The organism is Paenibacillus oceani (assembly GCF_014705615.1).
Classification (GTDB): Bacteria; Bacillota; Bacilli; order Paenibacillales; family NBRC-103111; genus Paenibacillus_AB; species Paenibacillus_AB oceani.
In genome coordinates, this window is record NZ_JACXJA010000003.1 from 270,964 (window position 1) to 284,944 (window position 13,981).

A 13,981-nucleotide genomic window follows, 5' to 3' on the forward strand; every position below is an offset into this window, starting at 1 on the left:
GGGGAAGCGTGCAGCACGCCCTATTCCGATAAGACAAGGAGCGTATTCCGTTGAAAAGTATAATCCGATTTTCGCTTGGCAATAAATTTGCCATCCTGATCCTGACGCTGATCGTAACGGCGGCCGGCTTGTACGCCGGATTAACGATGAAGAAAGAGACGATCCCGGACATCGAGGTCCCGGTATTAACCGTTACCGGCATCTATCCCGGAGCGGCGCCGCAGGAAGTGGCGGACAAGCTGGCCAAGCCGCTGGAGCTTCGAATCCGGGCGCTGGCCGGCGTAGGCACCGTAAGCTCGACATCGATGGAGAATGCGGCGTCGGTCATGATCGAGTACGGCTATGACAAAAATATGAAGGAAGCCGAGGACGAATTGCGCCGGGTGCTGGCCGATTTCGTCAAGCCCGAAGGGGTGCAGGATATACGCGTCTCGAAAATCAGCATCAACGATTTTCCCGTCATCTCGCTGAGCGTATCGGGCAAAACGAAGCAGCTCGAGGAAGTGACCCGGCTCGTTCAGGACGAGCTGCGGCCGATGCTGGAAGGGATCGACGGGGCGGGCAGCGTCAGCATATCCGGACAGTATGTGCAGGAAGTGGAGCTGACGTTCGACCGCGCCAAAATGGCGGAGCTGGGAATCGGCGAAGAGACGGTCAAAGCGATCGTACAAGGATCGGCGATTCAAGTGCCGCTTGGTTTATTCGAGATGGAGAACGCCGAAAAAACGGTTGTCGTGGACGGCAATATCCGCACCCTGGACGATCTGCGCAATCTCAGCATCCCGGTCCTTCCATCCGCCGCCGGTTCAACTGCAGGAGCCGCAGCGATGCCCGGAGCGGCCGCTGCTCCCGGTACGGCCGTTGCCCCCGGAGCCCCGCAGCAGCCGAACGCCGCTTCGGGTGCCGGCATAACTCCGGGCGGGGCAGCCGGAGCGCCGGCTACAGCAGGCCTTCCGACCGTGAAGCTGGCGGACATCGCGGACGTCAAGCTGGTCGGCAAGGCGGAGTCGATCTCCCGCACGAACGGCAGCGAATCGGTCGGCATTAGCGTGACGAAGGCGCCTGCCGCCAACACGGTGGACGTCGTGAACGGCGTGAAGGAGAAGGCCAGACAGTTCGAGGAGCAATTCCCCGGCATGGAGACGCTTGTTTTGATGGATCAGGGGCAGCCGATTGAGGAATCGGTCAGCACGATGCTGGACAAGGCGATGTTCGGCGCGTTATTCGCGGTCATCGTTATTTTGCTGTTTCTGCGCAATATCCGGACGACGCTAATATCCGTCGTCTCCATTCCGCTGTCGCTGCTTATCGCGCTGGTCGTCCTGAAGCAGATGAATATTACGCTCAACATTATGACGCTCGGCGCCATGACGGTGGCGATCGGGCGGGTCGTCGACGATTCGATCGTCGTTATCGAGAACAACTACAGACGGATGGGCCTCAGTACGGAGAAGCTGTCGGGCAAGGCGCTCGTACTGGATGCGACCCGCGAGATGTTCGTCCCGATCTTGTCGTCAACGCTCGTCACGATTGCCGTATTCCTGCCGCTCGGCGCCGTCAGCGGACCGGTCGGCCAGCTGTTCCTGCCGTTTGCCTTGACGATGGTTTTTGCGCTGCTGGCGTCGCTGCTCGTCGCCATTACGGTCGTGCCCGCTCTTGCCCACTTCATGTTCCGCAGCGGGCTGAAAGGCAAGGCAGGGCATGAAGACAAACCGGGAGCGATCGCCCGCTTTTACCGACATGTGCTGCAAGGCTCGCTAAACCGCAAAGCGCTAGTGTTTATCGCGGCGGTTCTGCTGCTCGCCCTCAGCCTAGGACTGACCGGACTCGTCGGCGTCAGCTTCCTCCCGGAGGAGGAACAGAAATATGCGATGGTGACCTATAATCCGGGACCGGGCCAGCGGATCGCGGACGTGGAGGAAACGGCGCTTGAAGCGGAGAAGCGGATCCTCGGCCGCAGCGGTGTGACGAACTTGCAATATTCGGTCGGCGGCCAGACGCCGATGAGTTTCGGGCCGAGCAAATCCGCCTTATTTTACGTGCAGTACGAGAGCTCGACAAAAAACTTTACAGAAGAGAAGGAGGCGCTCGTCGCCGATTTGCAGAAGCTGGACGCAGCCGGCAAATGGGGTCAGATGGATTTTGGCGGAGGGTTCGGCGGCAGCAAGCTCAGCCTTACCGTATTCGGCAATTCGCCCGAGGAGATCAAGCCGGCCGTCGACCGGGTGATCGCGGCTCTACAGGCGGAAGGCTCGTTCGAGAAAGTCGAGTCCAGCCTGTCCAAATCGTATGAGCAGTACACGGTATTAGCCGATTCGAGCAAGCTGGCCAAGCTCGGTCTGACCGCCGGACAAATCGCGATGAGGCTGAGTCCGGTCCGCACCCGTCCGGTATTGACCGAGGTGGAGGCGGACGGCAAGCCGTACAACGTCTACGTGAACGCAGAGCAGAACGAGCCGGCGGGCTTGGCCGACATCGAGAATACGACCCTGACGTCTCCCCTCGGATCGGCTGTGCCGATCAAAGACGTCGCCACGATTGAGAAAGGCTCGTCGCCCAATACGATTACGCACAAAAACGGGCGGCTGTACGCGGACGTAACGGCGGACATTACCGTCAAGGACGTCGGCAAAGCGTCAGCCGCCGCACAATCCGCGATCGACGCGCTCGGCCTGCCGTCCGGCATCGCGGTGGAATTCGGCGGCGTAACCGAGCAGATCACCGAGACGTTTACCCAGCTCGGCCTCGCGATGGCCGCAGCGGTAGCGATCGTTTATTTGCTGCTCGTCATTACGTTCGGCGGAGCATTGACTCCGTTTGCGATTTTATTCTCGCTGCCGTTCACCGTAATCGGGGGCTTGGCCGCTCTGTACATCGCCGGCGAGACGATCAGCGCCTCTGCGATGATGGGCGCGCTCATGCTGATCGGCATCGTCGTCACGAACGCCATCGTATTGCTGGACCGCGTCCTGCATAAGGAGCGGGAGGGGCTGAGCGTACGCGAAGCGCTGCTCGAAGCGGGGACGACCCGTCTCAGACCGATTCTGATGACGGCGCTTGCGACCGTAGGCGCGCTGTTGCCGCTGGCGCTCGGCTTCGAGAGTACGAGCGGCAGCCTGATCTCCAAGGGGCTGGGCGTTACCGTAATCGGAGGGCTGATCAGCTCGACGCTGCTGACGCTTGTGATCGTGCCGATCGTGTACGAGTTTCTGGCCAAGTTCCGCCGGAAGACGGTTCATAACGAGCCGAATTGGGAATAAAACGACAAAATTCGACATGAACATTCATGTCTCGTTCATAATTTAGCTACTACACTAGATATAGGGCAACAAGCCGCTCATTTACCCGGGATAAATGTACGGCTTGCTCAAAACTAGTGCAAAAGGGTGGTATTGTTTGAAGCTGAAAAAAACGTTTTTGACGCTGTTAACTACGATGATGAGCGCATCCCTTGTGCTGTCCGCTTGCGGCGGCAGCTCAGGCGCCGATCACGAATGATTCGAACAAACCGGCGCCTGAGAACAAGGACCCGATCACGCTGAAATGGTCTTACAATTTTGGGGAAGAGACGTTCAAAACCTACATTAAGGAACCGATAATTCATAACACGCTGCCCTCGTTGTATTCATATTCGCGAATATCCGCAAATTCCGCAACGAATCGGGATTCGGAACGTACATGAAGCGAGGGGGGTAAAGCGATGTTTACTTTGGAGGAAAAGCAATACATGCTCAAGCTGCTTGCCAAGGAGAAGCGGAGCAACTGGTTCGGGCTGAAGAAGACGCCCGCCGTACACCCGAAGCTGACGGAAAAGCTGGAACAGATGGTTCGCAACGAGCTGGTCAATAAAAAGCATTTGTGAGGAGTTTATCTACTTCCTTTTTTTCGTTGGAGTGTGCTCGCGGTAATCCGGATTATAGGTTTTACAAGACGAGCCCCGAAGGTGCTTCCACGTTAGGGGGAGCTTAGCGCGCAGAAAAGCTGCAGAACGTTTCGTTCTACAGCTTTTCTGCTTTTCTTTTTTGCTGCGGGGTAAGCGGTCCGTTCAGTTCGTATACGTACGAGCCGTTCTCGGCGACGCGGAGCTTGGCGTACCCTTTCTTTCGGAGTTGCTCTAACATTTCTCCGGCTTCTTCCAGGTTCATGTCGGAGGCGAGTACGACCTCCATCGGTGTGATCAGCCCTTCGTTGCGGACGGCGATTTGAAGCACGATTTTTTCGGCGGTTTCACGGATATCAAGCTCGGCTTGCCTTTGCTGCTGCCGGGCTTTATTTTTGCTGTGCCAGAACCAGTAAGCGCTGCCTAAGGCTGCAAGAATCAGGATGACCCAGCCGAATCGGACCAGGAGCGGGAGCAGGGAGAAGATCAGGACCAAGCCGACAAATAAGGCCAGGCAGCCGAGCCATGAGCTGCCGCCGGTATTCTTTTGCATAAGATCACGCTCGATTCGAATGAATTGTAATGAAGAACAGGGTCCGGGATTGGTTTCATACTATACGGGGTAATAGGTACAAAGGTTACAAAGAAATGGGGGATTGCGATGAAAAAGAAGCGTAACATCGGACGTATGGAGTTTATCCGGCAGTTGGTTTGCCGGTTTCGCGACGACGAAGTTCCGGCCTTGGGCGCACAGCTCACGTATTATCTGATTCTCGCTTTTTTTCCGTTTCTCATCTTTTTGGTTAGTGTGGTCGGCGTTATGCAGATGTTCGGCGAAGAGGTGATCCGTGATCTGATTCTCTTGCTTCCGGAGCAGTCGTCGGGATTGATTCGTACCGTTCTTGATGAGGTAACCGCATCGAGAAGTCATTCGCTGTTGTCCCTCGGCATGGTCGCGACGATCTGGTCGGCCTCGAACGGGATTAATGCGGTGATCAAAGGGCTGAACAAAGCGTACGATGAGGCGGAGACGCGGCCGTTCTGGAAAGTGCGGGGCCTGTCCGTGTTGTCTACGATTATCCTGGCCGTTGTGTTCCTGCTGTCGGCGTCCATGGTGGTCTTCGGCAAAGTGATCGGCGAGCAGCTGTTTGAGCGGTTGGGTTACCCGGCAGGCTTTGACACGATCTGGAGCATAGTCAAATATGTAATTCCGTTAGCGGCGATGCTCGGTGTGTTTATGCTGCTGTACCGCTTCGCTCCGAACCGCAAACTGCGCTACCAGGACGTATGGCCGGGAGCGCTGGCTGCTGCGCTGGGCTGGATCGTCACCTCGCTGCTGTTTTCCTTTTACGTGAATGCGTTCGGCAGCTATTCCAAAACGTACGGGAGTCTCGGCGGGGCGATCGTGCTGCTGATCTGGCTGTACATCAGCTCGATTATCCTTCTCGTCGGAGGGGAGATGAACGCGACGTTCGCTTTTTTCAGAGAAGGGAAAGCGAAGGACGAGTGCAAGCGGTACGGCTGGAACTTGCCGATGTTCAGCAAAAGAAACGCCTCCCCGGAGGCGGCCAATCGCGAACGGACAGGGGCGGGAAGAACGCAAACGGCGGATGACGGCGTGTGAGCGCTAGTCCTTTCCTTTATTCGAAACCCCGGCCGGATTAGTGAAGCGGGGGGAACGTGAATCGGGTAATGGGAATCTGGGCAACATCGCGGGGCCCGGGGAACGTGAATCCGGACAGCGTGAACCCGGGCAGCGCGAACCGGATAAATGTGAACCTAGGGAACGTCACCTAAGCAACGTGATCCCGGATTAAAGTTGATTACCGATAAATTTATGGTAGTTTTGTTGGTGAAATGGAACGTTTATGTAAAATTTTTCTTGAGTGCGAACAAGTGTTTGGTTTATAATGGAGATAAACCAAAACTTGTATCCGGAGGTGTTCCCGTATGTCTGCACCGCTTCCTACACGCCCAGTCGCTCCTGCCGTCCCTGCCGAACATATGCATCTGATTCGCAATCTGGTCATCCTGCCCGTTGTTTTGTCCGCTTTCGAATGCGATAAGATGTATTTCGAGAACAATCACAATTCCGGAGTAATGAGTCCTTATGCAGCGGTTGCTCAGCGGGCCATCAACCGGATTCAGGACGATATCGACAGGTTGACCGATACGCTCCGTCAGCAAGGTATCGAAGTGTACGCGGAGAAACGCAACCAGAACGGGATCAACCGCGTGTTCAACTTCCAAGGCAGCCGGAACGTTTATGCTTTGCGTTGGGGAGCGTTCGACGCCGAGATCGACCTGCTGACGAACTATTATTTGGGGAATCTGGCCGAGGACGAGAAGTGAGGATGTTTTGCTGCCCGGCAGGACGGTCTGGACCCGGAACGCTTCATGCTGACGGCGAGGCAGTTGGTAGTCAAGGAATATATGATCGTGTACGGGGAAGTACACTTCGATAATAATAAAATAAAAGCCATAAAAGCCCGGTGCACCCTATGTAGAAGCACTCGGATCAGAGTGCTTTTTTTCGCTTTGCCCCTTTTTAAGCGGGGAGGGGAACCGAATAAGAGCCTTGATTCTATGGGCTTTCGAAATTCAGGATAATTTCTATACAGACGGTGAATATATTTGGGGAGTTAATAGCGAACACAAAGTATATTTCAGATACCCTATTTCCTTACTGGAGTCCGTCTGCATTTATTCAGATTATACTTCCGCGGTGGTCTTTGCATTGTACAATCAGTCATCCAAATTAATCCGCTTTTTTGTCTTGAAATTCATACAGGCGTATGTTATATTTATTTCTGCCGCTAAAAATGCGGGTGTAGTTCAATGGCAGAACTCCAGCTTCCCAAGCTGGTGGCGTGGGTTCGATTCCCATCACCCGCTCCAGCCTCAACATTCATGTCCCAGTAGCTCAGCAGGATAGAGCAACGGCCTTCTAAGCCGTCGGTCGGGAGTTCGAATCTCTCCTGGGACGTTCGATACAGCACAAGCTTATGCTTGTGCTTTTGTTCGTTGTACACCCAGTATGGGCATCATCTTTAGGGCGAAAGTCCCGACCGGAGTGCCGGCGAACGCCTCTCATTCGCCAAACGCACGAATGTCCCACCTTGAGGTGGAATCTGAAGGAGAGCAGGAGGCAAAGACGCGAACCAATCTTGTACATCCCTTGATTATGGGCAGTTGGAATGCTGAATAAGGTGGTTTGTACCATTTATTTTATCCAAATCCAGTTTGAACGGGGAAATAGGAGCGGTTTGAAGCAGCTATAATTGTCGAAAATGGTGCTGACCCAGCCAGTTGGTTCATATAAGGGGTGCAAACCGCCTTTATTCGTTGCCGTCGGCCAAGTATACCGAATTTAGCGGATGTCAAAGACTCTTATTCCTTTGACTGACAACCACCATATTTGAACGTACAAAATCGGGAATAATAATGAAAGAAGAAATACACGTTATCAGGTTTTATTTTCCGCACACCACGTCGCAGCTGTTCGAGGGATGCACATTTCTGATACAATGAGAGAACGTGAAAATATGGGAAGGCGGTGGTAAGAGACGTGTCGTCCAATTCGGATAATGTGATATTGTTCCCGAAGACGATCGAGTATTACCAGAGCGAACTGACACGTTTGCTGGAGGGAGAATGCTATGCGGAAGCGGCCGGCATGCTCCGTTTTTTGCTTCAGTGCCAAAGCGACGATCCGGAGTACAAGGAGGAATGGCAGTCGCTGCTCGGGTGGCTGGTCGAGTCGTTTCCCGAATCGGTACGCGGACATGGAAGCAAGGGAACCGGCGTAACCGGTCCGTCCCCGGACGATGAGAACGAAGACGAAGTGGACGAAGCCGGTATGCTTAAACGGCATGTTCGGGCCAAAGCCGCCAATGACTCGAAATTCGCTGACAAGCTGCTGGACATGCTGGCGCCGCACGCAACGGCCGAGAAACAGATGATGGCGCTGGAGCAACTCGCCCATTTGGACCGGCGCATCGTAGGCGACAGGCTTAGACGCTGGCTGTCCGAAAGCCGTCTTCATCCGCTCGTTCAGTTTCGCGGTCTCCAGGTGCTGCGGACGATCGGTGAAACCGGAACGATCGAGATCCGCAAGCTGGGGCAGACGATGATGCTGACCATTGGCGATACACCGCTTCGTTACGAACAATATCCGGACCATCTGAGAGCGATCGGCGAAAGGGTCAAATCCGCAATGGAATCGAAGCAGCCCGGCTTGACGGAGCTGATTGAAGCGACATGGAAAGACTTTCTGGCTTTCGTTTATGGAACGGCCGTGTACGACGAGCTTCTCGCTTTGGATGAAACCGGCAAAAGCGTCTGGGCCGCAGCGCTTCACCATACGGTGGAGGAGATGCTTTTCGAGCGTGCAGACGAGCAAAAACTAGGAGAAATCTACGGGCTTCCGGAATCCGTTTCCAAATCGCTGAACAAGGCGCAGCAGGTCATCAAATTGTTCGCAACCGTATCCAGCCCTGCGGAATCGTAAAGGAAATGATCCTACGCTTGAAATGAAGCCTCCTTATGTTATAATATAGTGGTTAAATGGCCATTTTGAGAGCGCACGGGCCTTTGCAGCGGCTCCACGAGCGCGCGGGACCGGTAAATTTGTTGGAGGGGAAAGCATAAATGAAAGCAACTTGGGAAAAAATAGAGAAGAACAAAGTCGTTCTTAACGTCGAAGTAGATGCTGAGCAAGTAGCATCGGCGTTGGACCGCGCCTTTAAGAAAGTAGCGTCTAAGGCTAACATTCCAGGATTCCGTAAAGGCAAAGTGCCACGCCAAATTTTCGAAGCCAAGTTCGGCGTTGAAAGCTTGTATCAGGATGCAGTAGACATTCTTTTGCCGGAATCGTATGTAAAAGCTCTGGATGAAACCGAGATCAAGCCGGTAGATCGTCCGGATGTAGAGATCGAGCAGTTCGGCAAAGGACAAGCCTTCGTCTTTAAAGCGACCGTTACGGTTAAGCCTGAAGTTCAACTGGGCGAGTACAAAGGGCTTGAAGTTGTTCAGAAAGAATCCGCCGTTTCCGAAGAAGAAATCGCTGAAGAGCTGAAGCGTCTGCAGCAGCGTCATGCCGAGCTCGTTGTCCTTGAAGAAGGTACTGCTGAGAATGGCGACATCGCAGTGATCGACTTCGATGGTTCCGTTGACGGAGTTCCGTTCGAAGGCGGCAAAGCCGAAAAGCATTCGCTTGAACTCGGATCCGGCAGCTTCATTCCGGGCTTCGAAGAGCAAGTGGTAGGTATGGCCAAGGGCGAAGAAAAAGACGTTAACGTAACGTTCCCGGAAGAATACCATTCCGAAGAGCTGAAAGGCAAAGCGGCCGTATTCAAAGTCGTCTTGCATGACATCAAGCGCAAAAACCTGCCTGAGCTGGACGACGAGTTTGCCAAAGACGTTAGCGAATTCGACACGCTTGAAGAATTCAAGCAAGACATCCAGAAGCGTCTGCAGGAGCGCAAAGAACAGGCTAATGAGCAGGACCGCGAATCGGCGGTTGTCGAGAAAGCGGCTGCCAATGCCGAAGTGGAAATCCCTGACGCGATGATTACGTCTGAAGTTGACCGCATGTTCGAAGACTTCACGAACCGTCTCAAAATGCAAGGCATGGACATCGACATGTACCTGAAATTTACGGGGCAGGATCAAGCGACTGTTAAGCAGCAAATGCGCACGGATGCGGAGCGCCGCGTTCGCAACGATCTGGTGCTTGAGGCGATTGCCAAAGCCGAGAGTATCAGTGCTACGGAAGAAGAAATCAACGGCGAGTTGGATCGTCTGGCTAGCCAGTACCAAAGATCCGTTGAGGAAATCCGCGTCATTTTGTCGGCGAACGGCAGCCTCGACTCGATCGAGCACGATCTGATCGTGAAGAAAACGGTCGATTTCCTCGTGGAGAACAGCAAGGCGGTTGCGGAAGTAGCCTAATCCGATAGCGACAATGCGACAAGGCACGTTTGTTCCTAACGTGCCTTTCGTTTACCCATCCGGACAGGATTTTACAGTTTTACGCAGCCGGGCATAAGTTTTAAAACCGAATACATACATTGGTATTAACGCCAAAAATGACATGAGGCCGCAAACGTGATACAATAAATGCAGCTTACAAAAGAAATGAGGGAAACAATATGGGCCTGATTCCTATGGTGGTTGAGCAGGAAAGCCGGGGCGAGCGTTCGTACGACATCTACTCGCGCCTTCTGAAGGACCGCATCATTTTTTTGGGCAGTGCGATCGACGACGACGTGGCGAATCTGGTTATCGCCCAGCTGTTGTTTTTGGCCGCCCAAGATTCCGAGAAAGACATCAGCCTCTATATCAACTCGCCTGGGGGCTCGGTTACAGCCGGCTTAGGCATTTATGATACGATGCAGTATATCCAGCCTGATGTTTCCACCATTTGCGTCGGCATGGCAGCCAGCATGGGTTCATTGCTGCTGACCGCAGGCGCGAAAGGCAAACGTTTTGCGCTTCCCAACAGCGAAGTGATGATTCACCAGCCGCTAGGCGGCGTTCGGGGACAGGCGGCCGATATTAAGATTCATGCCGACTGGATCTTGAAGACGAAGCACAAGCTGAATGAAATATACGTGCACCATACCGGCCAGCCCTACGACAAGATCGAGCGGGATACGGACCGGGACAACTTCATGAGTGCGGGGCAAGCCGTCGAGTACGGGCTCATCGACAAGGTGATAACTCATATTAATCAGCAATAGGAGGTGATCCTATGTTTAAATTCAATGACGAAAAAGGTCAGCTGAAATGTTCGTTTTGCGGCAAATCCCAAGACCAGGTTCGTAAACTGGTAGCCGGTCCTGGCGTTTATATTTGCGACGAATGCATCGAGCTTTGCACCGAGATCGTTGAAGAGGAACTGGGCAGCGAGGAAGAACTGGAACTGAAGGACGTACCGAAGCCAAAAGACATCCGTTCAATTCTTGATCAGTATGTTATTGGTCAGGAGCAAGCGAAGAAGTCGCTTTCGGTTGCCGTTTATAACCATTACAAACGGATCAATTCGCAAAGCAAAGTGGAGGATGTCGAGCTTCAGAAGAGCAATATCGTTCTCATCGGTCCGACGGGCAGCGGGAAAACGCTTCTGGCGCAAACGCTCGCCAAAATTTTGAACGTTCCGTTCGCTATAGCGGACGCGACTTCGCTTACGGAAGCCGGCTATGTCGGTGAAGACGTAGAGAACATCTTGCTGAAGCTGATTCAAGCGGCCGACTACGACGTCGAGAAGGCCGAAAAAGGGATCATCTATATCGATGAAATCGACAAAGTGGCGCGCAAATCCGAGAACCCTTCAATTACCCGTGACGTATCGGGTGAAGGCGTCCAGCAAGCGCTCCTGAAAATATTGGAAGGAACGGTCGCATCCGTCCCTCCTCAAGGCGGACGCAAACATCCGCATCAGGAATTTATCCAGATCGATACGACGAACATTCTGTTTATTTGCGGCGGAGCTTTTGACGGGATCGAGCAAATCATCAAGCGCCGGATCGGCAAAAAAGTGATCGGCTTTAGCAGCGAAGGTCACAAAACCGACCTGAAGCCGGGCGAATATTTGTCGCTCGTGCTGCCGGAAGATTTGCTGAAGTTCGGACTCATTCCCGAGTTCGTGGGCCGTCTGCCGGTTATCTCGACTCTGGAGCCTCTGGACGAGTCCGCGCTGGTACGGATTTTGACCGAACCGAAAAATGCGCTAGTGAAGCAGTACCAGAAAATGCTCGAGATGGATAATGTCGCTCTCGAGTTTACTCCGGAAGCGCTCGATGCGATTGCCAAGGAAGCGATCAAGCGCAATACGGGTGCCCGGGGACTGCGAGCGATCATCGAGGGAATTATGCTTGATGTGATGTTCGAGGTGCCTTCCCGCGACGACGTCATCAACTGTGTCGTTACGAAGGAAGTCGTCATGGACAAAATCACGCCCGAGCTCAAAACGAAGGACGGCAAGTCCGCTGCGGGCAAAAACAAGAAAGAAGAAAGCGCGTAAGCGCCTATACCAATACGAACCGGCTTCCTCCAATCCGTCCGGGGTCCTTGATTTGGGCTCCGGACCGGTGCGGGGGATGTTTGGCATCATGGGGAGTGACGGCTATGTACCATCGTACCGAAACGAGACCTGTCCGAGTCGGCGATCTGACGATCGGGGGAAGCAATGAAGTCATCATGCAGAGCATGTGTACGACCAAAACGGCGGACGTCCAAGCGACGGTAGCCGAAATACTCCGCCTGGAAGAGGCCGGCTGCCAGATTGTCCGGGTTACCGTCAACAATAAGGAAGCTGCCGATGCGATCAAAGAAATCAAAAAACAGATTCACATTCCGCTAGTTGCGGACATTCACTTCGACCATCGATTAGCTCTGGCGGCTATCCAAAACGGCATCGACAAGGTGCGGATTAATCCCGGCAATATCGGCCGCCGAGAGAAGGTGGAGGAGGTCGTCAAGGCGTGCAAAGAGCGCGGAATCCCGATCCGTATCGGCGTTAACGCGGGCTCGCTGGAGAAGCATCTGCTCGAAAAGTACGGGTATCCGACTCCCGATGCGATGGTGGAGAGCGCCCTTTTTCATATAGGAATACTGGAAGAACTTGATTTCCATGACATTATCGTATCATTAAAAGCATCGGACGTGCCGATGGCCATCGCCGCTTATTCGAAGGCGGCGGAGAAGTTCAATTATCCGCTTCATCTCGGCATTACCGAGGCAGGCACTCTGTTCTCGGGCGCTGTCAAAAGCGCGGCGGGGATCGGAACACTGCTGCATCTCGGACTCGGTTCGACTGTCCGGATCTCGTTAAGCGCAGACCCGGTGGAAGAGATCAAGGTAGCCCGTGATTTGTTGAAAACGTTCGGGCTTATTACGAATGCCGCGACGTTAATTTCATGTCCGACATGCGGCCGGCTGGACATCGATTTGTTCTCGGTAGCCAACGAAGTGGAGAGTTATATCGAGAAGCTGAAAGTGCCGATCAAAGTATCGGTGCTGGGCTGCGCCGTTAACGGCCCCGGCGAAGCGAAGGAAGCCGATATCGGAATCGCCGGAGCGCGCGGAGAAGGGATGTTGTTCCGGTACGGAGAGATGATCCGGAAAGTGCCGGAAGCCGAGCTTGTGAATGAACTGAAAAAAGAAATCGACCACATCGTGGCCGAATTCGAACGTACGGGGGAAATTCCGGGACGGCGTCATTGATCCGGTTCGGCCGCCTGACAACGATCAACTTGGACAAGCCGTAACGACAGGCTGAACTGTCGGGTGAAGTCTCCTTCATACCGATTGCTTGGTAATTTGCAGTCATGATGCAATTGACTTTAGTGGTCCACATAAAACACGAGCAGATAATCCAAAATGCCGGAGGCGATAGCCTCGGCTATTTTTTTTTGCCCTTCTGTCCGGGTCAGCATCGCACGGTCGGATTCGTTGCTGATGTAGCCCATCTCGATGATAACGGCCGGGGTTAGCGTCCGTTTGAGGAGATAGAAGGTTTTGCCTACGTAAGGCACCTCTTTCGTTCCGTAAAGCTCGTTAAGGCGGCCTGCGAGCAGATGAGCGGCTATGTAGCTGGGCTGGTTGAACTGATACAGCAAGCCGGGCCCCCGTGCGCTCGAATGCCGGGCCCAGTTCGTATGCAGGCTGACGGTCAGCTTGGGCTTCAACGCGTCGATGAGCAGCTTGCGCTGGGCCAGATCGCGAAGATGCCGGGAACGTGAGCCGAGCCAGTCGTTGTCGTCGCTAAGAGCATAGTCGGTAGTCCGATTCAGGGCGACCTGCAGTCCGGAGGCGCGCAATTTTTCGTACAACTGCTTGGCTACGAGCAGGTTCAGATGTTTCTCCAGCAGATCGCCGTGAGAAGTGCCTCCATCGATTCCGCCATGTCCGACATCGATAAGCACATCCACCTCAGAGATCGATTGAGGGATGGCTTGTACCGCGGCGTAAACAGGTCCGGTGTGCAGAAGACATAATAAGACGGCCATCAGAGCGCAGACGAACGGGTAACGTTTGTTCATAGCCTTCCTTCCATTTCGTTGCAGTATGGTGATCAGCTTGGTTTGGTATGTGTAG

At 53.8% G+C, this 13,981-nt stretch carries 11 protein-coding genes and 2 tRNA genes; 11 read left to right on the top strand and 2 right to left on the bottom strand.

Annotated features, from left to right (window positions below; translation table 11 throughout):
• Positions 1-50 precede the first annotated feature (50 nt).
• Together IDH45_RS03015 and IDH45_RS03020 are read left to right on the top strand one after the other, a co-directional pair.
• Positions 51-3,260 (top strand): efflux RND transporter permease subunit, encoded by a 3,210-nt coding sequence (locus IDH45_RS03015; protein ID WP_190924521.1) that lies wholly within the window; start codon positions 51-53, stop codon positions 3,258-3,260.
• Between the two features lie 440 nt (positions 3,261-3,700).
• Positions 3,701-3,862, top strand: a complete 162-nt coding sequence (locus IDH45_RS03020; RefSeq protein ID WP_190924523.1) for a hypothetical protein — start codon at positions 3,701-3,703, stop codon at positions 3,860-3,862.
• 136 nt (positions 3,863-3,998) lie between these two features.
• Here the strand turns inward: IDH45_RS03020 and IDH45_RS03025 are convergent, their stop codons facing one another.
• Complete coding sequence (locus tag IDH45_RS03025; RefSeq protein ID WP_190924525.1) at positions 3,999-4,433, bottom strand: hypothetical protein; 435 nt, start codon at positions 4,431-4,433, stop codon at positions 3,999-4,001.
• Positions 4,434-4,541: 108 nt separating this feature from the next.
• Between IDH45_RS03025 and IDH45_RS03030 the strand changes: the two genes are divergently transcribed.
• The 9 genes from IDH45_RS03030 (at position 4,542) to ispG (ending at position 13,108) form a co-directional block, all read left to right on the top strand.
• Positions 4,542-5,504 (top strand): YihY/virulence factor BrkB family protein, encoded by a 963-nt coding sequence (locus tag IDH45_RS03030; protein ID WP_190924527.1) that lies wholly within the window; start codon positions 4,542-4,544, stop codon positions 5,502-5,504.
• A gap of 326 nt (positions 5,505-5,830) precedes the next feature.
• The gene (locus IDH45_RS03035) at positions 5,831-6,232 is read left to right on the top strand and encodes a hypothetical protein (RefSeq protein WP_190924529.1); all 402 of its coding nucleotides are present in this window, start codon (positions 5,831-5,833) and stop codon (positions 6,230-6,232) included.
• A 472-nt stretch (positions 6,233-6,704) separates the two neighbouring features.
• Positions 6,705-6,778: transfer RNA gene (locus IDH45_RS03040), tRNA-Gly, on the top strand.
• Positions 6,779-6,792: 14 nt separating this feature from the next.
• Positions 6,793-6,866, top strand: a tRNA-Arg gene (locus tag IDH45_RS03045).
• Between the two features lie 582 nt (positions 6,867-7,448).
• Positions 7,449-8,390, top strand: a complete 942-nt coding sequence (locus IDH45_RS03050; protein ID WP_190924531.1) for a hypothetical protein — start codon at positions 7,449-7,451, stop codon at positions 8,388-8,390.
• A 140-nt stretch (positions 8,391-8,530) separates the two neighbouring features.
• Positions 8,531-9,832, top strand: a complete 1,302-nt coding sequence (gene tig / locus IDH45_RS03055) for a trigger factor (protein WP_190924533.1) — start codon at positions 8,531-8,533, stop codon at positions 9,830-9,832.
• 164 nt (positions 9,833-9,996) lie between these two features.
• The gene (gene clpP / locus IDH45_RS03060; protein WP_317891138.1) at positions 9,997-10,623 is read left to right on the top strand and encodes an ATP-dependent Clp endopeptidase proteolytic subunit ClpP; all 627 of its coding nucleotides are present in this window, start codon (positions 9,997-9,999) and stop codon (positions 10,621-10,623) included.
• 11 nt (positions 10,624-10,634) lie between these two features.
• Positions 10,635-11,906 carry an ATP-dependent protease ATP-binding subunit ClpX gene (clpX, locus tag IDH45_RS03065; RefSeq protein WP_190924536.1) on the top strand — a complete coding sequence of 424 codons (1,272 nt, stop codon included), beginning with the start codon at positions 10,635-10,637 and terminating at the stop codon, positions 11,904-11,906.
• A 104-nt stretch (positions 11,907-12,010) separates the two neighbouring features.
• Positions 12,011-13,108 carry a flavodoxin-dependent (E)-4-hydroxy-3-methylbut-2-enyl-diphosphate synthase gene (ispG, locus tag IDH45_RS03070; protein WP_190924538.1) on the top strand — a complete coding sequence of 366 codons (1,098 nt, stop codon included), beginning with the start codon at positions 12,011-12,013 and terminating at the stop codon, positions 13,106-13,108.
• A 119-nt stretch (positions 13,109-13,227) separates the two neighbouring features.
• Here ispG and IDH45_RS03075 read toward each other — a convergent pair whose 3' ends face one another.
• Complete coding sequence (locus IDH45_RS03075) at positions 13,228-13,926, bottom strand: N-acetylmuramoyl-L-alanine amidase family protein (protein ID WP_190924540.1); 699 nt, start codon at positions 13,924-13,926, stop codon at positions 13,228-13,230.
• Between the last annotated feature and the right edge of the window lie 55 nt (positions 13,927-13,981).